Source organism: Pantoea sp. CTOTU46764, from assembly GCF_031974595.1.
Lineage (GTDB): Bacteria > Pseudomonadota > Gammaproteobacteria > Enterobacterales > Enterobacteriaceae > Pantoea > Pantoea trifolii.
On the sequence record NZ_DALYOQ010000007.1, the window covers coordinates 34,831 to 57,209 of the forward strand.

Here is a 22,379-nt window from a genome sequence, read left to right on the forward strand (position 1 = left end):
CGCACATCGAATTCAAAGCCGAGTTCAGCTACCAGCGCGTGGGCGATCTCAGCACCGAGATGGTCGAGCACTTCTTCAGCTCGCTCTCCTACGCCATGATGAGTACGCTGCACCTGAAAACCAAAGGCCGCAACGATCACCATCGCGTGGAGAGCCTTTTCAAAGCCTTTGGCCGCACGCTGCGCCAGGCGATTCGCGTGGAAGGCAACACCTTGCCGAGCTCGAAAGGAGTGCTGTGATGAACGTGGTGATCCTCGATACCGGCTGCGCCAACCTGTCTTCAGTGAAGTGGGCGATTGAGCGCCTCGGTTATACGCCGCAGGTGAGCCGCGACCCGGATGTGGTGCTGCATGCCGACAAGCTGCTGCTGCCCGGCGTGGGCACCGCGCAGGCGGCGATGAATCAGCTGCAGGAGCGCGATCTCATCGACTTAATCAAAGCCTGTACTCAGCCGGTGCTCGGTATTTGCCTCGGCATGCAGCTGCTCGGTCGCGGTAGCGATGAGAACGGCGGCGTCACCACGCTCGGCCTGGTTGATGAGCCCGTCACGCTGATGGATACGCAGGATTTACCGCTGCCGCACATGGGCTGGAACCAGATCACCGCCAAAGCGGGCCATCATCTGTTCCGCGACATTCCCGATGGCAGCTACTTCTACTTCGTGCACAGCTACGCTATGCCGGTGAATGCCGCCACCATCGCGCAGTGCGATTACGGCTATCCGTTCACTGCCGCCTTGCAGAAAGATAACTTCTTCGGCGTGCAGTTCCACCCGGAGCGTTCGGGCAAAGCAGGCGCGCAGTTGCTGAAAAATTTCCTGGAGATGTGATGATTATCCCCGCATTAGATTTAATCGACGGCAAAGTGGTGCGCCTGCATCAGGGCGATTACGGCCAGCAGCGCGATTACGGTAGCGATCCGCTGCCGCGCTTACAGGATTACCAGCGCCAGGGCGCTGAAGTGCTGCATCTGGTGGATTTGACCGGCGCGAAAGACCCGGCCAAACGCCAGATTCCCCTGCTTACCACCTTATTGCGCGGCGTGAACGTGCCGGTGCAGGTGGGCGGCGGCATCCGCCATCGCGATGACGTGGCGGCGCTGCTGGCAGCGGGTGCCACGCGCGTGGTGGTCGGTTCAACCGCGGTGAAGCAACCGGAAGAAGTCAAAAGCTGGTTTAGCGAGTTTGGCGCGGACGCCATCGTGCTGGCGTTGGATGTGCGCATTGATGCCAACAACCGTAAAGAAGTGGCGATCAGCGGCTGGCAGGAAGCAGCGGGCGTAACGCTGGAAGAGGTGATTGGCTGGTATCAGCCGGTTGGCCTCAAGCATGTGCTGTGCACCGACATTTCGCGTGACGGTACGCTAAGCGGCTCCAACGTCGAACTTTACAAAGAAGTGTCTGCGGCCTTCCCGGACATCGCTTTCCAATCTTCGGGCGGCATCGGTTCGCTCGATGACATCGCGGCGTTACGCGGCAGCGGCGCGCAGGGCGTGATCGTCGGTCGCGCTTTGCTGGAAGATAAATTTACGGTTGCGGAGGCGATTGCATGCTGGCGAAACGGATAATTCCTTGTCTCGATGTGCGTGACGGGCAAGTGGTAAAAGGCGTTCAGTTCCGTAACCACGAAATCATCGGCGACATCGTACCGCTGGCGCAGCGTTATGCGCAGGAAGGTGCGGACGAGCTGGTGTTCTACGATATCACCGCCTCATCGGATGGCCGCGTCGTGGACAAGAGCTGGGTATCGCGCGTGGCGGAAGTGATCGACATCCCGTTCTGCGTGGCGGGCGGCATTAAGAGCGAAGAAGACGCGGCGCGCATTCTGCAGTTTGGTGCCGACAAGATTTCGATAAACTCGCCGGCATTAGCCGATCCTACGCTGATTACGCGTCTGGCCGATCGCTTTGGCGTGCAGTGCATCGTGGTGGGCATCGATACCTGGTTTGACGAAGCGAGCGGCAAATATCACGTCAATCAGTACACCGGCGACGAAGCGCGCACCAAAGTGACCACGTGGGAAACCCTGGATTGGGTGCAGGAAGTGCAGAAGCTGGGCGCGGGTGAAATCGTCCTCAACATGATGAACCAGGATGGCGTGCGGAATGGCTACGATCTGGTGCAGCTGAAGAAAGTGCGCGATGTATGCAAAGTGCCGCTGATCGCCTCCGGCGGCGCAGGCACCATGCCGCACTTCCTTGAAGCCTTTGAGCAGGCGAACGTTGATGGTGCGCTGGCGGCTTCGGTGTTTCACAAACAAATTATCAATATCGGCGAGTTGAAAAACTTCCTGATCGACAACGGTGTGGAGATTCGCGCGTGTTAACTGCAGAACAACTGGCCAGGCTGGATTGGGTCAAAACCGCGGGCATGATGCCCGTTATCGTCCAGCACAACGTTTCCGGCGAAGTGCTGATGCACGGTTATATGAACGAAGAAGCGCTGCAAAAAACCCTCAGCGACGGCAACGTCACCTTCTTCTCACGCACTAAAAATCGTTTATGGACCAAAGGCGAAACCTCGGGCCACTTCCTGCAAGTGGCAAGCATCACGCCGGATTGCGATAACGACACGCTGCTGGTGCTGGCCAATCCGATTGGCCCAACCTGCCATCTTGGCACATCTAGCTGCTTCTCACCGGCGGCGTCAGACTGGACGTTCCTCTATCAGCTGGAGCAGCTGCTGGCCTCACGCAAAAGCGCCGATCCAGAGAGTTCGTACACCGCGAAGCTTTACGCCAGCGGCACCAAGCGTATCGCGCAGAAAGTGGGTGAAGAAGGCGTGGAAACGGCGTTGGCGGCAACGGTTAACGATCGTCACGAGTTGACCAATGAAGCTTCGGATCTGCTTTATCACCTGATGGTGCTGTTGCAAGATCAGGAGCTGGATTTGAGCACCATCATCAATAATCTGCGCGCACGTCATAAATAACGTTTCGTAGGGTCGCCATTGATGGCGACCAATATCCCAGGTGCGCATAAATGCGCACCCTACGCTATTCATCAGCATGGAAAACACCATGACCACCCATGAAAAACTGATCGCCCTGCTCGATCAACATCAGGCGCGCTATCGCGTGATGGAACATGAAGCGACCGGCAAGTGCGAAGCGGTGGCGGCAATTCGTGGCACGGAAGTAGGGCAAGGCGCGAAGGCGCTGGTGTGTCATGTGAAAGGCAACGGCATCAAGCAACATGTGCTGGCGGTGCTGCCTGCCGATCAGCAAGCGGATCTCAGCAAGGTTGCTGCAGCGGTTGGCGGTCGCCGTGCTTCGCTGGCCTCACCGGCGGAAGTGGATACGCTGACCGGCTGCGTTTTTGGCGCTATTCCGCCGTTTAGCTTCCATCCTGATTTACAGCTGGTGGTCGATCCGCTGCTGTTTGAACGCTATGACGAAATCGCCTTTAACGCCGGATTGCTGGAGCAATCTGTGGTGCTTAACATTGCGGATTATCAGGCTCTGCATAATGGTAACGTGATGAAAATAATCCTCTAATTGCCTTGCCAGGCCCTGAGCGGTACTCTTTCTGACTCAACATCACATCAAAAGAAGACCGATATTATGGCAAGTTCTCGTTTAACCGCCCGCCTGCGTCACACGCTGGCGCTGGCTGTGCTGGCAGGTTGCGCGTTTAGCGCGCAGGCAAAAATTGATCAAGTGCGTTTCGCGGTTGATCCTACCTATCCTCCTTTCGAATCCAAAACGCCACAGGGCAAACTGATCGGTTTTGATATCGATCTCGGCAATGCTCTGTGTGAGCAGATGCAGGCCAAATGCGTGTGGGTGGAGAGCCAGTTCGATGGCATGATCCCGGCGCTAAAAGCACGTAAGTTCGACGCCATCCTCTCTGATATGGGCATCACTGAAGAACGTCTGAAGCAGATTGATTTCACCGTGCCGCTTTACGACACCCATACGCAGCTGATTGCCCGTAAAGGTTCCGGCCTACTGCCAACGGCTGAATCGCTAAAAGGTAAAACCGTGGGTGTTGAGCAAGGCACCGTGCAGGAGCGTTATGCGCTGGCCAAATGGCAGCCGCACGGCGTGCAGGTTGTGCCTTATGGCGATCAGGCACAGGTTGAGAGTGATTTGATTTCGGGTCGACTAGACGTGGTGTTTACTGATGCTGCCCAGGCTGCAAATGGTTTCCTCAAACATCCGCAGGGCAAAGATTTCGAGCTGGCTGGCCCGATTGTGCAGGATCCGATTATCGGTCCAGGCACCGCAATTGGTCTGCGTAAAGGCGACACCGAACTGAAAACCGCGCTGGATAACGCGTTTGCCGAGCTGAAGAAGAACGGCACTTTCGATAAAATTCAGAAACAGTACTTCGCGACTGACATCTCCATCCAGCAGTAATCTTTTGGGCGGCTTTTTTGCCGCCCTTTTTGCACTCAGCACTATAATTCCATCAGAAAATGCATCTGGCGTCGCTGAAAGCGTGCCATGAATAAAGGACATCGATAGCGTTATGCAACAACAACATCATCCTCTATTAAGCGCCTCGCTGGGCACGCAACGCGAAATTGTCAGCTTCCACTTCGGTACGGATTCACAGCAACGCGTCTACATTCAGGCTGCATTGCACGGCGATGAGCTGCCGGGCATGGCGGTGGCATGGTACTTGAAACAGAAGTTGTTAGCGCTGGAATCTGCGGGTCAGCTAAAAGCCAAAATCACGCTGGTGCCGGTCGCAAATCCTTTAGCGATGGGACAACACTGGCACGGCAGCCATCTCGGGCGTTTCCATACGCTTTCAGGACAGGATTTTAACCGTCGTTTCCCGGCATTAGGTGAAGCCTTGGTTGAAGAGCTTGCAGGTTCACTGACGCAGAGTGAATACGAAAATAAACGACTAATCCGGGAAGCGATAGATCGTCATTACCGTGAGCGTATCGCCCGCACTGAACTGGATGCCCAGCGCTTTACGCTGATGCGTATGGCCAGTCAGGCGGATTTAATGATTGATTTGCATTGCGACTGGGATGCGCTGCCGCACCTCTACACTACGCCGCACGCGTGGCCGGACATTGAACCTTTGGCGCGTTGGTTAGGCAGTGAAGTGCAGTTGCTGGCGCAGATATCTGGCGGTGAACCGTTTGATGAGGCTTGCTGTGAGCCGTGGCTGACATTGGCAGAGCGTTTTGGTGATGAGTATCCGATGCCGCGCGGCTTGCTGCCGGTGACGCTGGAATTGCGCGGTGTGGCGGATGTATCGCCTGAGATGGCGGAGAAAGATGCTGACGCGATTATCAATGCACTGATTGAGGGCGGATATATTGCGGGTGAAGTGGGTGAATCCCCTGCCCTGATTCATCCGGCGACGGCGCTGGCGGGATGTGAGTATATTCATGCGGCGCAATCTGGATTGGTGTTTTACCGACGTAATTTGGGTGAGTGGATTAAGGCGGGGGAAGTGGTGGCTGAGGTTGTTGATCCGATTACTGACCAGGTGATGCCGCTGGTGGCTGAGTTTGGTGGCGTATTGTATGCGAGGAATTTGACCAAGTTTGTGACGGCGGGGATGTTGGTGGTGCGGTTGGCTGGGGAGAATGCTGGTAGACGGGGGGAGTTGTTGGTGGGGTAAAAATAAGGCTTCCCGAAGGAAGCCTAAATGCTGTTAGTCCAGCCATTCGGTATGGAACACACCGTCTTTATCGATACGCTTGTAAGTATGCGCACCAAAATAGTCACGCTGAGCCTGAATCAGATTCGCCGGCAAAACTTCTGAACGATAGCTATCGTAGTATGCAATAGCAGCAGAGAAGGTCGGCGTCGGAATACCGTTCTGAATAGCGTAAGACACTACATCACGCAGCGCCTGCTGGTACTCATCAGCGATATTCTTGAAGTATGGATCCAGCAGCAGGTTAGCGATGTCTGCATCATTCGCATATGCATCGGTAATTTTCTGCAGGAATTGAGCACGGATGATGCATCCAGCACGGAAAATCTTAGCAATCTCGCCGTAATGCAGATCCCAGTTGTTTTCTTCGGAAGCAGCACGCAGTTGAGAGAAGCCCTGAGCATATGAGACGATTTTGCCCAAGTACAATGCACGACGCACTTTTTCAACGAACTCAGCTTTATCTCCGGTAAAGGCTTTCGCCTGCGGGCCACTGAGTACTTTGGAAGCTGCAACACGCTGAGTTTTCAGAGAAGACAAATAGCGTGCAAACACTGATTCGGTGATTAATGACAGTGGCTCGCCCAGATCCAATGAGCTCTGGCTAGTCCATTTACCGGTACCTTTGTTAGCTGCTTCATCCAGAATGACATCAACCAGATATTTACCGTCTTCATCTTTCTTAGTAAAGATATCTTTGGTGATGTCGATCAAATAGCTGCTCAGCTCACCGTTGTTCCAATCTGTGAAGGTTTCAGCCAACTCTTCATTGTTCAAGCCCAGCGCACCTTTCAGCAACGCATAGGCTTCAGCAATCAGCTGCATGTCACCGTATTCGATGCCATTGTGAACCATCTTCACATAGTGGCCGGCACCATTGGGACCTATATAAGCCACACAGGCTTCACCATCTTCTGCACGTGCAGCAATCTTATCAAGGATTGGAGCAACCAGTTCGTACGCTTCTTTCTGGCCACCAGGCATGATTGATGGGCCTTTCAATGCACCCTCTTCACCGCCAGAAACACCGGTACCGATGAAATTGAAGCCTTGGTCGGACAGCTCTTTGTTACGACGGATGGTGTCTTTATAGAAGGTGTTACCGCCATCGATCAGGATATCACCCTTATCCAGATGAGGAGTCAGGGAAGCGATAGTTTTATCAGTTGCCTCACCTGCTTGTACCATCAGCAGGATACGACGTGGTTTTTCCAGCGATTCAACAAACTCTTCAACAGTATAGAAAGGAGCGAGTTTCTTACCTTGGTTCTCAGCGATGACTTCATCAGTCTTTTCGCGTGAACGGTTGAAGATAGAAACAGTGTAACCGCGGCTCTCAATGTTAAGAGCCAAGTTGCGGCCCATTACTGCCATACCTACAACACCGATTTGTTGCTTGGACATTTTTTACTCCTATTTAAAAGCCTTTTAATACAGTATATTATCAGTAACATCACTGTTACTATCGGTCAAACAATTATAACTTAGATCGCACAAAGCGTTTGGAAGTAAAGAGCTCTTATAACTCTGTTAACAGATGTTAATAATTAATTTTTCTTATTACGCGCGCAATGGTTCTTAACGGTGCTGTGATTTTGAAAGATTTGCTATCAAACATTGCTGAAATTTCTTCATTTTTCTTTGAAACTTCTTCCTGAATTAAACTTATACATTTTTCACATTCAAATATTTTATTTTTATAATTTTCATTATCATTGTGTAAATGTAGTTCTCTGTTCCTAAGATGGCTCAATTCCTTAAGGTTTTTATCAAGCTCATCACGAAGAGATTTGATTTCTTGATTCATAGCTTGATAAAGCTTTCGTTGTGGAAGTAATGCATTCTCATAGTAATCCAAGTAAGGATCTGAACTTGAAACTGGTTTTGCATCATGCATAGGATAATTAAAATAAAGAAAATCTTTCGCATAAATTTTATTAATTAAAGATATTGTTTCTTCACTCAAAATATCAGTCAACCTACTTTGAACGCTATCTCTTTTTTTATTGAAATGTCCCAATGGCTCATTGACACCAATTATATTTTGTACTCGCAGCCAATCCTGATTTAAGAACTCTTGTTTACCAATAAAATCAGCAACGCACTTCTGGCCTACATAAAAAAAATAATGTTGTGGGCAAAAATGAATTAATCTCCAGTCATAACGAACAGCAATTTCGTTAATATTAGCAATGGCCCAGTCATTTATATCCTCATAATCATCAAGGTTATGCTGGAGTTTAAACTCCTCCCATGCACTTAAAAATCGCTCATAAGGATTTCTAACAAATCCAAAAGTGAAAAATCTTTCTGAAATTTCCTCCAACGAATGAACTTCATATTCAGAGGCTTGGATATGGGCCCTGTCTACGATTCGATCATATTTTTCAACATAGTATGGTCGCCAGTACTTCTCCCCTGAGCTATCATATTTCTGTAAGGCTTTTCTAACTGACGTTCCGGCAACTTTCGGGTTATGTATAAAAAGAAATCTTTTTTCAACTGAATAAATCATAATCAAAACACCAGTATTTATAAAATGAAAAACAAGGATTTTATTTTAAAGTGATTCAATATGGATGAGACTATTTCTATCATTATAAACGTTTAATAATTCATTCAAATGCTGGTCCATGGATACTGGTGAAAGGGCATTAAACCAGTATTCTCTTGAATCATAACCATTAAGTGTAAGGTCTGTTAATTTATTAACGAAATCTTTATAGTTGCCGGCCTGAAATGTAAAACGCTCATTTTTATTATGTAACTCGCAAGCGCCACCTAAGTTGCTGGTCAAAATGGGAATTCGACGACAATGCATTTCAATAGCAACTTGTGGAAGATTATCTTCCCAAAGAACAGGAACAATGCCTAGGTCAACATTTTCCAGAATTTTATCTATATTTTTGTGAGAATACCCATCAGCAAAAATCACATTATTAAATCGCGCAGTTAATTCCTTTAGAAGGTAATAGTAATGCTCATTGTGTCGTTTAGCCGCAACAACAATATTAATGTTTTTTGCAATATCTTCAGGTACTTTTCGCAGAGCGTCAATGAAAAATTCAAACCCTTTATCTTTTCGCATATAACCGAGATAGGCAATAGTCGAAATACCTTCCCCTTTAGGTTGCGAGTCTAAATATTTAGAGTAATGGGCGGTACCAATATAGGAAACTTTTAATAACTCTTTCTTAATGCCAAAGTTTAAACAAATATCTGCCACTCTTTTAGAAACAGTCAATATCACATCGCAATTTTCATTAATTGTTTGAATGAATTCTTGTCTTCTATTCAAAAAATAATGAGCATTTTCTGAAAAGTTTATCATGGGAGAATTCGATTGCGGGGGAGTAGCAAAACGTTTGATTTTATAGAAACTATTATTAACTTTGTGAGCCATCGACCAACTAAATTTAGATAGCAAAGTATTATCTTTTATATTTTTTGAAAGTAAAAAATTGTCGAGATAATAGTTTTTCTTAAAATAACCTTCCCCATGATTGTGCGTAACGCAAGTAACACATTTTCGCCCTCCATTATAGTCCCTACAATTCTTGCGTTCTCTTTCCCACAAATTGACCTGTGGGCAAAAAGGATAATAATTGTGAACCGAGAAAACAATTTTTATACTTGGGAACGTCTCTTTTATCCTTTTAATTATTTTAACGGGAATTCCTTCTAAATTATTGAAGTGAATAACATCTAATTTCCCAATATCCGAAATCGCCTCCAAGAAAACTTTTTCAGTAGCATCATGACTAATTTGAGTTGAAGAGGAGAAAGAAAGATGAGAAGGCGCTAAAGTTGCAGAGTTAATAATTTCATATTTATTTCCGTTTTTTTTATACTTTATTTCCGTATTAAAGGGGTTGTAGTTAACACCTGAAGAGATAAAATAGACCTGAGTTTTTTCGTTTGCATTCAAAGCATCAATTAAATTCTTTTGATAAACAGTTACACCACCTCCTCTTTTGCGTTTATCATCATAGTCAACCCAATTGTAAAAACAAATTCTCATGATAAGCCCATTATTTTCTAAAATTAATTTAAGTGATTGAATTACTTCCAAAGTTTAAATAACTTTAAAACCTGTATAAGTCTAATTATAATTATTTTTTTTATCCTGAATTTAATTAATGAAAAATCAAATAAGACTTTGTCTCCTTCAAATTGGTAGTTAAGTCTTCCAGAGTATTGTCTTACCAGCCTTTCTTTAAGTTTGATAGTCTCAGGTGAAGCCTTCCCACGGTAGTACCAATATAATTTTCGCAAAGGATGTGAGCAGAGAATATTCCAAGGTTTTTTTCTATCTGTAAAATGAATTATACCCAAGTCATTGATGGCTTCCATTTCTTCTGAAATCGAATACTTATGTTCCAAATCATTTAGGCAAAACATCCTACTATTCACATTCCATTTAAGTGGTAATAAACTAATATCATTGTTATAGGTTAAATTAAGGATGTCTTGATCTTGTAAGATTATATCCTGTTTTCTTGTAAAGTAATTAGCCATATATTCGATAAAAACATCATTATACTTTTCCCGGATTTTATTTAGGTCCATAATTAATACACCTGCATTAATATAAGAACTCTCAATCCCAAGTTGAAGTCGACGAGATTGAAGTACTCCCCCCTCATCCAAAGAACCGGCTAAAGATTTCCCCTGCAAATCATGAGACCAAAGCTCAGTTATATCATCACAAAAAATGATATCTGAATCTAAATATATGACCCTGTCAATTTCAGGTATTAGCTTATGGATAACTAATCGATAATATGTATTTAATGATATATAGTGCCTATTTAACGGTAAAGCATTAAATAGATCTGGATCAACGTCTAAGAACGAGACATCAATTTGCTCCGCAAAATAAACTGATAGCTTATTACGGTTATTCTGACTTAATTGAGCATCACACAATATAAATAACTTGACCTTACTACATGATTTATTATTTGCAATTAGTGATTGAATAGTAGTAAGAGCGTGAACGAAATAATTATCATTAAAAGACATGCATATGTTAATTTCAACACTAGTCTGAAGAGAAGCGTTGCAAGAAAGTCCATTATTTTTTGCAAAAGATAATTCTTTAGTTAATATCTCCTCAAAGTTTAAAGTGTTTTTTTCAGTCACATAAAGTAAGCCTGCAGTTTTAATTTTTATATCTTTATACTTCTTCTTGGCATATATTACATAAGCATTGATAAGGCGCTCGGCTAGAAACCCCCAGATTCTTTTTTGATAATTATCATAAGAATCGAGAGATACCATACTCTCGGCTTCAAATAAAACACCAAACGCAAAGTCACAATATTCATGAAAATATTCTTTTTTCATTATTGCTATATTTGCAAAAAAACAAGAAGTAGAATGTAAACTATCAAGCAGGGGTAAATAAAAATCTGGATAATTTTTCTTTACAATATCAATAATAATATCAAGATCTTTTTTATAATGATCTAATTCATAATGCTGATAATTTGTTAGTAATCTTGAAGGTAAACCTGCAGGATGCACATTCCACACAGGAGAAGTAATAACATCATAATTTTTACATTTTGTAATTATCGCTTCAGCACTTAACCCATTAGCCTTCACAACATCTGCATTTAAGTTGTCTACAACTGAGAATCCATCGTCAGACTCCATCGAAAGATATCTGCGATAATGCATTAAACCATAATAATCTGCATCGAGATTTTTCCAAGCCCAAAAGATTGCTGTTAACTCACACCAAGATTTGTTTTTGGCAGAAATGTTGGTGCCGCTATCATCTCCAATGCAATAATCTAATTTCACAGGTGATAATACCCTACCAACCTGAATTGGCAAGATACAATCGTTGCTAATGTATTCAAACTCTTTATGATGGCACACCAATATTTTAACTTTAATATTTTCTGACACAGTATATCCTTATGATGACAATATTCTAGAGTAAGCAGACATAGTTTGTTTAATGATAATAACAGAGCCAAAATGCGTCTCAACTAACCTTCGTCCATTTTCACCCATGTGCCTTCGTATATTGATATCTGAAAGAAGGAATATAATTTTATTTTTAAGTTCATCTATATTGCCTTTTTCAATTAGATAGCCATTAATACCATTATGTAAAATATTTCCACACCCCCCGGTATCATAAGCAATGATAGGCCTGCCTTTAGCTGCAGCTTCAATCAAAATTCGGGGAACACCTTCAAAATAAGTTGATGGTAAAACAACAATACTATTACTTTCAATAAGGTTAGAAATATCATCCCTTTTTCCTAACCAAGTAATTATTGATTCTTCATTCCACACGTCGATGGTACTTAAAGGTATGGAGTCGGGGTCTCCCTCAACACTTATGCCGGCAACATTTAAATCAAACTCGATATGTGCTGATATATCTTTTTTTATTTTTACTAAATCACCTAAACCCTTACACCAAAGGAGTCTACTAGCGAATAAAACACTAGGTTTTAATGAGTCTTCTTCTTGAACATAATTGAATTTTTCAAGATCCACACCTGAACCATTAATTACAACACATCTTTCTCTTGGAATACTTATTAATTGCAATAAAATATTTTGGTCATTTTCATGCTCAAATAATAGTAAGGATTTTTTATTTTTAAAAATTAACTTGTAAATAAACCCAACTATTCTTTTTAATAGCTTATAACTACATGTTTGAATCATGAAAACACGCCCTAACCCAACAAAACTTGCGATAAAGGGTTTATGCATGAAGCGAGAAAAAAGACCACCAATTATTATCGGCTTAATGGTAATGCAATGAATTAAATCAGGATTGATTCGTTTGAGAATTTTTATGCTATTGAAAAAATCAGAGATAGCATGGAATATCTTTAAACTTCTTTCACGCATTCCAGTTTGATGACAGTGAAATCCTTGTGTTCCTAATCTTTGCATTTCAGCGTCACTAAAATTACTGACAATATGGACTTCATTGTTTCCATTTTTTAAAGCATTTGCCCTATCCAACCAATGAAGTTCAAAATACCAGCCAGAATTCACAAAGAAGCAAATTTTTTTCATTGAGACGTTTTCAGTGTCTTTTCCCACTTAAATTCCTTAAACCGTCACTTACACCTTTAAAGTAGTATTTAACACTCAGTTTTATATTATTACTTTTTAAAGTGTGGATGAAATAAACTATCAACCTTACAGCGATGGCTCTTTTTGAAAAGAAACATTCTTTGCCATAACTCTTTTTTCCTATAATGATATTTCTTACTAAATAGTAAATTTTCCAAGGGGGCAATTTTACTGAGCTTTCCGCAACAATATCATGTCTGAAAACAAGTGCTGCTTCATAGCGAATTTTGACACCCATTCTTAATAAAAAGTAAGAGTAAAAAACATCATCGTAATATATGAATAATTTCCTATCAATATTAGAATAAGTTTTTTCTAAAATATCATGACTGATTATGCAACCAACAAAGGAAAAGGTTATACTCTCTGAATCTAGCTCAGAACTCACTACAAACTTATCCTTATTAATGCAATATAAAAAATTATCCGTGAAAGTTGTTGTTTTTCTTATCCATGGTTTATTCATTGTGCATATATTGTTTTTTAAATCCAAAACTTTAGAACAGTAGGCCATATGTTCATCAGGATTTAAACTTTCAAATTTATTCAAAAAATCCTTTTCAGGGTAAGCGTCATCATCATAAAAAACAATCCATTTGGTTTTTACATGTTTGGATATAAATTCAGCGCCTAAATAAAAACCGCCTGCGCCACCTATATTGTATTTAGATTCGATAACTTTAATGCGTGAATCATGTAATTGTGATAACCATTGACTCGTATTATCTGTAGATGCATTGTTAACGATAACTATATGCTGAAAAGGCAACGCAAGCGTTGCCTCAATAGTCTTTATTAGTTTATTCAGACGGTTAAAGGTAACTATTAATGCTGTTGCATTCATCTTACATCAACCGTAAATACCGGCATTTTATCTTCAGATTTCAATGATTTTAGGTAACATTCTGCAGTATTAAGTGCTTCAGCAATGGTTACATCCATATCTAGGTATCTATAAGTACCTAACCGGCCGATAAATGTGATTTTCGATTCTTTTTCAGCCAAACTAATATATTTTGACAACATATCCATTTCCCCAACTTGACGAATAGGATAATAAGGAATATCGTTCTCACCACAACTACGACTATATTCTTTATAGCAAATAGACTTTTCGTGTTTTTCCCAAGGAGCAAAATATTTATGCTCCGTAATACGAGTGTAAGGTATATCAGGTTCACAGTAGTTCATTACTGCACATCCTTGATAATCTCCTTCATAGGTAAACTCTTCAAAATCCAAAGTTCTATAACCTAATCGCCCAAACTCATGCTCGTAAAATGCGTCAAGTGGTCCGCTATAAAATACATGATCATAATTTTCTCGAGTTTTCAGATCAAAACTAGTATTCAGTGACACTTTTACATTTTTATGATCAAGAATGCTTTCCACGATCGCCGTATAACCATTTTCTGGCATGCCTTGGTATTTATGATTAAAGTAATTATCATCATAATTAAAACGTACGGGCAATCTTTTTAAAATTGATGCTGGTAATTCTTTGGGATGCATTCCCCATTGCTTAATGGTATAGCTTTTAAAAAAGGCTTCGTATAACTCTTTACCTACGAAACGTAGAGCTTGTTCTTCGAAAGTTACTGGTGCCGAGATGGATTTTTCACCTTTACTTTCAATTAATTTTTTTGCTTCATCAGGATTGCAAGTCTTTTCAAAGAATTGATTTATTGTATGAAGGTTAATAGGTAAAGAAAAAACTTTATTATTTACTGTTGCTTTAACACGGTTTGTGTAAGGCATCATATTGCCATACTTGTTAATATAAGCCCAAACCTTTTCATTATCAGTATGGAAAATGTGCGGTCCATATGTGTGGATCATCACTTGAGACACATGTTCTCTTTCACTGTAGCAATTACCTGCAATATGATTTCGAGAATCAATTACCTCAACATTATGCCCACTTTCTGCAAGCTCTCTAGCTATAACTGCACCTGAAAAACCAGCTCCAACAACAAGAATATTTTTGCTCATCACATTTACCTTCAATCACTGCATGAATGCGCGGTAGTCGTTAATAATTTCTTTACTATTACCAATACGTCTAACTTTATGATTTTCAATCCAAATAACTTTATTACAGATTTTCTCAATGTCATCCATATTATGGCTTACAAATAATATTGTGACACCTTTACTTCTGAATTCATTTATTGTTTTAATACATTTCTTTTGAAAACTAATATCCCCGACAGCTAGAACTTCATCTATTATTAGAATGTCAGGATCTACTTGAGTGATAACTGAAAATCCTAGCTTAGCCAACATGCCACTTGAATATACTCTAATGGGCTCGTCAATGAACTCTCCGAGTTCAGAATACTCAATTATCTTATCAATTTTTGCATTTAGTTCTTTTCTTCTTAAACCAAGTAAAGTTGCATTTAAACGAATATTTTCTCTTCCTGTAAGTTCCGGATGAAAGCCTCCTCCCAGCTCAAGCATAGAGGCCACCCTACCTTTAACAAAGACTGAACCAGTGCTAGGCTTTATCACTCCAGCCACCAGCGAAAGTGATGTACTTTTACCTGCACCATTTCGGCCAATTAGCGCTACTGATTCGCCTTTTAAGACTTGAAATGAAATATCTTCTATTGCTAAATAAGATCTGCCGGATAACATCGATAATGCACGTTTAGGATTGAATATCAACTCTTTGATGCCAGATCCAATATGATGATATAGAGGGTACCTTTTTGTGACATTTTTAAACTCAATCGCTACACTCATTACAATATCTCAGCAAAACGGAATTTTAATTTATTAAACACCCAAACTCCAATGAGTAAAGTTGTAAATGAATAGAAATATAAATGCAAAATATTTCCATAATCAATTACACCATGCATAAATAAATCACGCCAGGAAAGAATCATTAAAGAAAGCGGATTTGCGTCGATCAACCAATGATACTCAGCAGGTATTAAATCTACTGAATAAAGGATAGGTGTGCAATAAAACATAAGCATAATGCCCAAACTAATGAAACGCTCTAGATCTCTGAAGAATAAGTTAAGTGTTGATAATATTAATGCTAATCCGTAGGTTAATATCATTTGCCCTAAACCAATCAATGGAATCCCCCACAGCCATGAAAGTGAAGGGCTCATATCATAAATAATTAGAAAAACGATGATAACAGGAATGGTACAAAGAAAATGTAAGAATTCCATAAAGACGTTACAGAAAGGGATTACTGAACGTGGGAAGACTGTTTTTTTTATAATCTGTGCATTTGAAATAAAGGAAAATAATGAGTTACTAGTTGAACCTGCAAACCATTGCCAAGGAAATAAGCCAGTTATTAAAAAAACAGTATAATTCGGTATTTGAACTCTCATGATAAGTTTAAATATAAAATAATAAATCATCGCAAACAACAGGGGATTTGCGATAGACCAAAGATAGCCTAAAAAGCTACTTTTATACCTGACCTTTAATTCTTTCTCTGTGATTACAGTTATTAAATCAAAAAGATAACCAAAATTATACTTCATATAAATTGCTCAGTTTGCCTAATAAACGTACGAATTACTTCGCGCTACTATGTTATGAGAATGCTACCGCCCCTGGCTTAAAGCTACCAGTGCACTAGGCGTACCTGACTTGAACTTCTATGGGATCAGGTATGATGATTACCCCTGAACCTATATTATAAACGAAGGAGTTAGCAGTAAAATTTCCAGTTTTCTCAGCCAAGGTCCTTATAAACTGGACCATATTTTCCAATATGCAGCCCAGAATGCTAACATTTTCGATATAAATCTTAAAGCTGAGACGAAGCCATTTTTAACATAGATTAGACGAATCCTATAAAAAACAAAAAGCCTGTCATTGACAGGCTTACAAGAGTGTAAAATATCTACTTAAATCCGTTAGGATTCTTACTCTGCCAGTTCCACGTATCACGCATCATGGCATCGATCCCGCGCGTCACGCGCCAGTCCAGTTCGTTGTTCGCCAGCGTCGCATCTGCCCAAAACGCCGGCAAATCACCGTCACGGCGAGGCTTAAACTCAAACGGAATTGGCTTACCAGACGCTTTCTCAAACGCCTTGATCATCTCCAGCACGGAGAAGCCCACGCCGCCGCCGAGGTTGTAAGCTTTGTAGCCTTCAACTTTGGCTAAGTGGTCCAGCGCTTTCAGGTGCCCTTCTGCCAAGTCGACAACGTGAATGTAGTCGCGCTGTGCGGTGCCATCCGGCGTGTCGTAGTCATCGCCAAACACGCCCAGCTTCTCCAGACGGCCAATCGCCACCTGCGCGATGTACGGCAGCAGGTTGTTAGGAATGCCGGTTGGATCTTCACCGATTTCACCAGACTCATGTGCGCCAACCGGGTTGAAGTAACGCAGTGCGATGGCCTTGAAGTTCGGATCGGCTTTAGCGAAGTCGCGCATCACGAATTCGATCATCAGCTTCGAGGTACCGTACGGGCTGGTGGTACCGCCAATTGGCGTGGTTTCCACGTAAGGAACCGGTGCATCGGCGCCATAAACGGTCGCAGATGAGCTGAAGATGAAGTTCCACACGCCAGCTGCGCGCATCTCTTCCAGCAGCACCACGGTGCCAGCCACGTTGTTTTCGTAATATTCCAGCGGCATGCGCGTGGACTCACCAACGGCTTTCAGTGCGGCGAAGTGAATCACAGCGCTGATATCGTTAGTGGCAAACAGGTCACGCAGGCAGGCGCGATCGCGGATGTCGCCTTCAACGAACACCGCTTTTTTGCCTGAGAGCTTTTCCACGCGGTTGATGGCTTCGCGGGAAGCATTGCAAAGGTTATCCAGGACCACAACGTCGTCGCCGCGCTCTAACAGCGCCAGCACCGTATGGGAGCCGATGTAACCCGCTCCGCCCGTTACCAAAATAGCCATGTGTACTCCTTTAAACCGCGCTAAAGGCGCGGTAGAGAATGAGAAAGCTTATTTCGCCAGGATTTTCTGAATAGATTCGCGGAAATCGCGGCCCTGATCGTTGTTACGCAAGCCGTAAGAGACGAATGCCTGCATATAACCGAGTTTACGACCACAGTCGTAGCTGGTACCGGTCAGCAGCTGCACATCAACTGGCTTCTTCTTGCTCAGAGAGGCGATAGCATCGGTCAGCTGAATGCGGCCCCATGCGCCAGGCTCAGTGCGCTCCAGCTCTTCCCAGATATCCGCAGAGAGCACATAACGGCCAACTGCCGTCAGGTCAGAATCGGTAGAACCCGCTTCTGGCTTCTCAACAAAGCTGGTGATGGTGCTGATATCGCCTGGGTTATCAATCGGCTCTTCGGTAGTCAGCACGCCATATTCAGTAAGATCTTCGCCCGGCATGTGTTTCGCCAGCACCTGGCTGTGGCCGGTATCTTCAAAGCGAGCAACCATCGATGCGAGGTTATAACGCAGGTGGTCAGCGGTGGAGTCATCCAGCAGCACGTCTGGCAGCACCACCACAAATGGGTTGTCGCCAATCATTGGACGCGCGCACAGCACGGAGTGGCCCAGGCCTAACGGGTTGGCCTGACGCACGTTCATGATGGTCACGCCCGGCGGACAGATTGACTGCACTTCGCTCAGCAGCTGACGTTTAACGCGCGCTTCTAGCAGCGCTTCCAGCTCGTAAGTGGTATCGAAGTGGTTTTCCACTGCATTTTTGGAAGCATGGGTGACCAGCACAATCTCCTTGATGCCAGCCGCAACGCATTCGTCAACAATGTATTGAATCATTGGTTTGTCGACAATTGGCAGCATCTCTTTCGGAATGGCTTTCGTCGCAGGAAGCATATGCATACCGAGACCCGCAACGGGGATTACTGCTTTAAGCTTGGTCATATTTATTCCATTTCATGAAGTGAATACGTGGGGTCGATTATGCAGGATCGGCCGGTTGAGCAAGTATAATCTTTATCTGAAAAACCGGCACTAACTCTCTGTCACACCATCAAAAATCGCCAATTTGGCCGGTAAAAACGCCGAAATACCAATGAGGAACCGATGCGCTAAACCGCTGAAAAATCGTGAAAGGATTTAAGATGACGAGACCAGAGATTGACTGAAAGCTGTGTTGATAATGCGCCATAAATGGCGCCGCTACGGACCGTGTAAACATTGAGTCATCTGTAGCGGCGCGATTCATCACGCGGGTTGGATGTTGATGGCTACAGCCAGCCCTCAAACCATTCCGGCATCACGAACAGGTTGAAGTGGTTTACCAGCATCATCAGCGCAACAAACACCACCGACACCGAAACCCACTGACGCGCATACGGCATAAAGCGGATGCCAATCACCGGCTTGATGAAGAACGGATGGGCAAAGGCAGAAATCAGCACCTGCGAGATCGACAGCGTCAGCGCTACATACAGCACGTTCGGCCAGATGTAGGTTGTCGCTAGCACCGCGACCACCACCAGGCTCGCCACGATGTTCCAGTAGAACTCGACATTGGTACGGCCGTTGGCCTGCGAAATCGCGCCGGTTAAGCCGCCCATCGGACGCAGCATGCCAAACAGCAGCATCAGCGGAATCAGATGATAAACCTGCTCATGCGAAGCGCCGTACAGCACGCGCACAATCACCGGTGACAGAATGCCAATCGCCAGATACATCGCGCTGCTGAACAGCATGATGACGAAAGTGCCTTTCAGGAACAGCTTTTTCAGCTGCTCCGGATCGTGCTGCTTCTCAGCAAAGCGCGGCAATGCCAGACGGTTAATCACCGGCGAAACCAGCTTCAGCGGTTGCAGGATCAGCTCTTTGGCCAGCGAGTAAATCCCCAGCATCTCCGCGCCCATCACTTTACCGACGATCAGCGCATCCGCCTGAGTACGCAGCTGGTTAATGGTCTGGGAACCGAGTTGATACACGCCATAACGCACCGCGCTAACAAAGGTTTTGCCGTCGAATTCCCAGGTCGGACGCCACGATTTCTCGCCGAAGTAGATCATGCAGAGAATTCGTGTGAAGGCGTTGATGAACAAGCCAAGAATCGCCGCCGCCACGGTAAGCGAGGTGTAATACAGCATCGCGACGGTACACAAGAACGCGAACAGCTTGGTGGCCATCTCAATCTTCGCCAGCGTCACCATGCGTTTGGTTTTCACATAGTGCGCCTGATACTGCGACAAATGTCCCAGCACCAGGAAGTTGAGGCTGGTGAGCATGATTAAGCCCACCAGCTCCGGCAGGTGATAGAACCACGCCACCGGATAGGCAATCGCCAGCATAATCAGGGCGATGCACGATATAGCTGCTCATGCCCATATCCTGCAGCACGGTCGCCACCGCCAGAATCGCATTGATGATAGCCAGTAAACCCAGCTCGTGCGTTTCCAGTTTGCGCGCCAGAACGGCGAGCTGTAACACCTGAAGCAATGCGGCAAAACAGGTACTACCAAACAGCCAAACGGCCTGTTTTTTTAATCCGCTCACACCATGCGCTCCAGAATTTTCGCCAGCTCACCGTAAGCGATGTGCTGATTGAACTCAGTTTCGACTTTCTGCCGCGCGGCCGCGACCACTGGAGCCACATCCACATCGCCGCGTGACAGACGCAGCAGCGTCGCCGCCAGCTCGTCAGGATCGTTCTCAGCCACCAGCCATCCGCTGACGTCATTCTCAATCAGCTCAGGAATGCCGCTGTGATAGGTCGACACCACCGGCAAGCCAACCGCCATCGCTTCCATCAGCGCCACCGGAATGCCTTCCATATCGCCATCTGCGGCGGTTTTGGATGGCAGCAGGAAGATGTCCGCTTCGTTTAGCGCCTGACGAATCTCGTCCTGCGGCTTAAAACCCGGCATGTTGACGCAATCCTGCAATCCGGCACGCGCAATGTGCTCGCGCATCATGCCATCCTGCTCGCCGTTCCCGATGATGGTGAACTGGAACTGGCCGCCGTTATTGCGCAGGATTTCGCTGGCTTTCACCGCCACATCCAACCCTTTCTTCTCGGTCAGACGCGCAACAGAGACGATGCGCAGCGGTTGATGGAAGGCTTCGCGTGGGCGGAAGTTAAACTTCTCCGGCTCGATGCCCATACGCGTCACGTGCACTTTGGCACGCGGACAGCCCATCTCAATCAGCTTGTTCTCCCACAAGTGGCTGATAGGCAGCATCAGTTCACTCTGTTTGAACAGGTTGATGTAGTCGAGCTTGTGCTCTTCGAGGATGTGACGACGTGAAATATCCGCGCCGTGGAACACCGTCGCCTGCTTGCCTTTCAGCACGCCAAGCTCGCGCAGTTTGTTCGCCAGCGCGCCGGCATAGCCGAAGTGCACCAGAAACACATCTGCGGTGTAAGGCTGCTTGGTATTCGCGACAATCGCTGGCAGCAGCAGTTTGCTGGCCTGTGCGCCGTAACGACGCACATTCAGCGACTTGAGCAGGGCGCCTTTGGTGATTTTCGGCAGTATCAAGCCGATACGCTGCGTGAGCTTATCGAGGTTGGATACTTTCTCTTCCGGCAGTAAATAGTGGGTTTTCGCTGCCAAATTGTAGTCATCGAACGCGGCGTGGCGATTGATCATATCGCCCGGAAACACGGAGATAATCTCCACGTCGTAGCCTGCGTCAATGAAATGCGTTACCTGATTGAGCACAAAGGTCTCAGAGGCAACAGGAAAACGCATGGTGAAAAAGGTCAGCTTCATCACTTCACCCCAGGACGTTGAGAATTTCTGCTGTAATGCGGTTACCAATCTCACGCTCCTGCGCCACCGCGGTATCCACTTTGCGTTTCACGTTGTCGTAGTCGGCCAGCACCGTCTGCACTTTATCGATGAGCGAACCGTCCATCAGGCTCTGCACATCGGTGGCCATCTGCGGCAGGCCAAGCTGTTTCATCACGCCGAGCGACTTGTGCTCATAGTTGATGGCCACGGCTGGCGTACCAAAGTTCATGGAGATAATGGCGGAGTGCAGGCGGGTACCAATGGTCAGATGACAATGGCTGAGGAGGATGCCGAGTTCGAGATCGTTGAACTCGTCCATGATGACATGGTAATGCTCGGGATGCTCGACATGATCGCGCAACGTCAGCGCCACCATGCGGTCATCTTTGGCGTAGCTATCAATACCGGTACAGGTAGAGAAGGCAACCACCTGATAACCTTCGGCAATCATCGCGTTAATCACGCGGCCAAAGGCAGCTTCATACTCTTTCTGCGTGACGCCGAGACGTTTGTCGAACGGCGCCAGTTCGCGCACGGTAATCGCAATGGTTTTGCGCGCGCTGATAATCGCTTGCCAGTGCAGCAGGTTATGGCTTGGATTGGCCACCTCACGCGCTTCAACCAGAAACGCGGTATCGACGCCCTTCTTCACTTTGCTGGTGGTCACGCCATCTTGTTTCAGGCGGTCGTAGCTCACCTCTTCGCGCAGTACCAGGCTGTCGACGCGATCAAAGACAAAGTTCGCCAGCGCATTCACGCGCGGGTTTTCGAATGGACCGACCGAGTGACCGACCATATGCAGCGGCTTTTTCGCCATCAGCGCACAGAGCGCGTGGTCGAATTGGGTTACGCCGTACAGGTCGACGAAGAACGAGCCACCAACCTGAATAATCGCATCGTAATTGCCGAGCAGACGGACAAAATCGGTAAAGCCCTGGGCGATAGCGATGTTGCGCAGTTTG

Annotated in this window: 20 protein-coding genes and 2 pseudogenes; 8 read left to right on the top strand and 14 right to left on the bottom strand. The window is 45.2% G+C overall.

Translation table 11 applies throughout. The features are described from left to right. From RTM06_RS04450 to RTM06_RS04485, 8 genes and pseudogenes are all read left to right on the top strand, one after another. A pseudogene (locus tag RTM06_RS04450) lies at nucleotides 1-239 on the top strand (bifunctional histidinol-phosphatase/imidazoleglycerol-phosphate dehydratase); the annotation flags it as partial. Further along, entirely contained in the window at nucleotides 239-829 is a 591-nt protein-coding gene (gene hisH / locus RTM06_RS04455; RefSeq protein ID WP_101763389.1) for an imidazole glycerol phosphate synthase subunit HisH, read from the top strand. The pseudogene RTM06_RS04450 and the gene hisH, both read left to right, overlap by 1 nt. Then, nucleotides 829-1,566 carry a 1-(5-phosphoribosyl)-5-[(5-phosphoribosylamino)methylideneamino]imidazole-4-carboxamide isomerase gene (hisA, locus tag RTM06_RS04460; protein WP_312180218.1) on the top strand — a complete coding sequence of 246 codons (738 nt, stop codon included), beginning with the start codon at nucleotides 829-831 and terminating at the stop codon, nucleotides 1,564-1,566. Before hisH ends, hisA begins: the two co-directional genes overlap by 1 nt. Next, a complete protein-coding gene (hisF, locus tag RTM06_RS04465) occupies nucleotides 1,548-2,324 on the top strand; it encodes an imidazole glycerol phosphate synthase subunit HisF (RefSeq protein ID WP_007888882.1) in 777 nt (258 codons plus the stop codon). Before hisA ends, hisF begins: the two co-directional genes overlap by 19 nt. Continuing rightward, nucleotides 2,318-2,929, top strand: coding sequence for a bifunctional phosphoribosyl-AMP cyclohydrolase/phosphoribosyl-ATP diphosphatase HisIE (gene hisIE / locus RTM06_RS04470; protein ID WP_312180221.1), 612 nt, complete (start codon nucleotides 2,318-2,320; stop codon nucleotides 2,927-2,929). The genes hisF and hisIE overlap by 7 nt, the downstream gene beginning before the upstream one ends. Before the next feature lie 88 nt (nucleotides 2,930-3,017). Then, entirely contained in the window at nucleotides 3,018-3,494 is a 477-nt protein-coding gene (locus tag RTM06_RS04475) for a YbaK/prolyl-tRNA synthetase associated domain-containing protein (RefSeq protein WP_312180223.1), read from the top strand. A gap of 66 nt (nucleotides 3,495-3,560) precedes the next feature. After that, on the top strand, nucleotides 3,561-4,358 hold the full coding sequence (locus RTM06_RS04480; RefSeq protein ID WP_312180225.1) for an ABC transporter substrate-binding protein: 798 nt from the start codon (nucleotides 3,561-3,563) through the stop codon (nucleotides 4,356-4,358). Between the two features lie 112 nt (nucleotides 4,359-4,470). Beyond that, nucleotides 4,471-5,586, top strand: coding sequence for a M14 family metallopeptidase (locus RTM06_RS04485; protein WP_312180227.1), 1,116 nt, complete (start codon nucleotides 4,471-4,473; stop codon nucleotides 5,584-5,586). Between the two features lie 33 nt (nucleotides 5,587-5,619). Here the strand turns inward: RTM06_RS04485 and gndA are convergent, their stop codons facing one another. The 14 genes and pseudogenes from gndA to wcaK all read right to left on the bottom strand — a co-directional run. Then, on the bottom strand, nucleotides 5,620-7,029 hold the full coding sequence (gndA, locus tag RTM06_RS04490; protein ID WP_312180229.1) for an NADP-dependent phosphogluconate dehydrogenase: 1,410 nt from the start codon (nucleotides 7,027-7,029) through the stop codon (nucleotides 5,620-5,622). Between the two features lie 136 nt (nucleotides 7,030-7,165). Further along, on the bottom strand, nucleotides 7,166-8,140 hold the full coding sequence (locus tag RTM06_RS04495) for a sulfotransferase family 2 domain-containing protein (RefSeq protein WP_312180231.1): 975 nt from the start codon (nucleotides 8,138-8,140) through the stop codon (nucleotides 7,166-7,168). Between the two features lie 45 nt (nucleotides 8,141-8,185). Further along, nucleotides 8,186-9,697, bottom strand: a complete 1,512-nt coding sequence (locus tag RTM06_RS04500; RefSeq protein WP_312180233.1) for a glycosyltransferase — start codon at nucleotides 9,695-9,697, stop codon at nucleotides 8,186-8,188. Beyond that, nucleotides 9,688-11,544, bottom strand: a complete 1,857-nt coding sequence (locus RTM06_RS04505) for a DUF4422 domain-containing protein (RefSeq protein ID WP_312180235.1) — start codon at nucleotides 11,542-11,544, stop codon at nucleotides 9,688-9,690. The genes RTM06_RS04500 and RTM06_RS04505 overlap by 10 nt, the downstream gene beginning before the upstream one ends. A 9-nt stretch (nucleotides 11,545-11,553) precedes the next feature. Then, nucleotides 11,554-12,708: a glycosyltransferase family 4 protein gene (locus RTM06_RS04510; protein ID WP_271460798.1), complete on the bottom strand. Its 1,155-nt coding sequence runs from the start codon at nucleotides 12,706-12,708 to the stop codon at nucleotides 11,554-11,556. Beyond that, entirely contained in the window at nucleotides 12,692-13,585 is an 894-nt protein-coding gene (locus RTM06_RS04515; protein WP_312180242.1) for a glycosyltransferase, read from the bottom strand. Before RTM06_RS04515 ends, RTM06_RS04510 begins: the two co-directional genes overlap by 17 nt. Further along, complete coding sequence (gene glf, locus RTM06_RS04520) at nucleotides 13,582-14,736, bottom strand: UDP-galactopyranose mutase (protein WP_312180245.1); 1,155 nt, start codon at nucleotides 14,734-14,736, stop codon at nucleotides 13,582-13,584. The genes RTM06_RS04515 and glf overlap by 4 nt, the downstream gene beginning before the upstream one ends. A 12-nt stretch (nucleotides 14,737-14,748) precedes the next feature. Next, on the bottom strand, nucleotides 14,749-15,489 hold the full coding sequence (locus RTM06_RS04525; RefSeq protein WP_271460801.1) for an ABC transporter ATP-binding protein: 741 nt from the start codon (nucleotides 15,487-15,489) through the stop codon (nucleotides 14,749-14,751). Then, nucleotides 15,489-16,256, bottom strand: a complete 768-nt coding sequence (locus RTM06_RS04530; protein WP_271460802.1) for an ABC transporter permease — start codon at nucleotides 16,254-16,256, stop codon at nucleotides 15,489-15,491. The genes RTM06_RS04525 and RTM06_RS04530 overlap by 1 nt, the downstream gene beginning before the upstream one ends. Before the next feature lie 365 nt (nucleotides 16,257-16,621). Then, entirely contained in the window at nucleotides 16,622-17,635 is a 1,014-nt protein-coding gene (gene galE, locus RTM06_RS04535) for a UDP-glucose 4-epimerase GalE (protein ID WP_154183664.1), read from the bottom strand. 48 nt (nucleotides 17,636-17,683) lie between these two features. Continuing rightward, nucleotides 17,684-18,577 carry a UTP--glucose-1-phosphate uridylyltransferase GalF gene (gene galF, locus RTM06_RS04540; protein ID WP_101763372.1) on the bottom strand — a complete coding sequence of 298 codons (894 nt, stop codon included), beginning with the start codon at nucleotides 18,575-18,577 and terminating at the stop codon, nucleotides 17,684-17,686. Nucleotides 18,578-18,903: 326 nt separating this feature from the next. Then, nucleotides 18,904-20,176, bottom strand: a pseudogene (locus RTM06_RS04545) (oligosaccharide flippase family protein). Further along, nucleotides 20,173-21,396 (bottom strand): glycosyltransferase, encoded by a 1,224-nt coding sequence (locus RTM06_RS04550; protein WP_293793458.1) that lies wholly within the window; start codon nucleotides 21,394-21,396, stop codon nucleotides 20,173-20,175. The pseudogene RTM06_RS04545 and the gene RTM06_RS04550 overlap by 4 nt, the downstream one beginning before the upstream one ends. Nucleotides 21,397-21,400: 4 nt before the next feature. After that, on the bottom strand, nucleotides 21,401-22,379 hold a 979-nt coding region (gene wcaK, locus RTM06_RS04555), incomplete at its 5' end, for a colanic acid biosynthesis pyruvyl transferase WcaK (RefSeq protein ID WP_312180251.1).

Bases quoted from the DNA above. Each gene is read 5' to 3' on its own strand.
- RTM06_RS04515 (WP_312180242.1), bottom strand. From the start codon at position 13,585: ATGAATGCAACAGCATTAATAGTTACCTTTAACCGTCTGAATAAACTA.
- RTM06_RS04525 (WP_271460801.1), bottom strand. From the start codon at position 15,489: ATGAGTGTAGCGATTGAGTTTAAAAATGTCACAAAAAGGTACCCTCTA.
- hisA (WP_312180218.1), top strand. From the start codon at position 829: ATGATTATCCCCGCATTAGATTTAATCGACGGCAAAGTGGTGCGCCTG.
- galF (WP_101763372.1), bottom strand. From the start codon at position 18,577: ATGACCAAGCTTAAAGCAGTAATCCCCGTTGCGGGTCTCGGTATGCAT.
- RTM06_RS04495 (WP_312180231.1), bottom strand. From the start codon at position 8,140: ATGATTTATTCAGTTGAAAAAAGATTTCTTTTTATACATAACCCGAAA.
- RTM06_RS04550 (WP_293793458.1), bottom strand. From the start codon at position 21,396: ATGAAGCTGACCTTTTTCACCATGCGTTTTCCTGTTGCCTCTGAGACC.
- galE (WP_154183664.1), bottom strand. From the start codon at position 17,635: ATGGCTATTTTGGTAACGGGCGGAGCGGGTTACATCGGCTCCCATACG.
- RTM06_RS04485 (WP_312180227.1), top strand. From the start codon at position 4,471: ATGCAACAACAACATCATCCTCTATTAAGCGCCTCGCTGGGCACGCAA.
- hisH (WP_101763389.1), top strand. From the start codon at position 239: ATGAACGTGGTGATCCTCGATACCGGCTGCGCCAACCTGTCTTCAGTG.
- hisF (WP_007888882.1), top strand. From the start codon at position 1,548: ATGCTGGCGAAACGGATAATTCCTTGTCTCGATGTGCGTGACGGGCAA.
- gndA (WP_312180229.1), bottom strand. From the start codon at position 7,029: ATGTCCAAGCAACAAATCGGTGTTGTAGGTATGGCAGTAATGGGCCGC.
- RTM06_RS04530 (WP_271460802.1), bottom strand. From the start codon at position 16,256: ATGAAGTATAATTTTGGTTATCTTTTTGATTTAATAACTGTAATCACA.
- RTM06_RS04480 (WP_312180225.1), top strand. From the start codon at position 3,561: ATGGCAAGTTCTCGTTTAACCGCCCGCCTGCGTCACACGCTGGCGCTG.
- RTM06_RS04475 (WP_312180223.1), top strand. From the start codon at position 3,018: ATGACCACCCATGAAAAACTGATCGCCCTGCTCGATCAACATCAGGCG.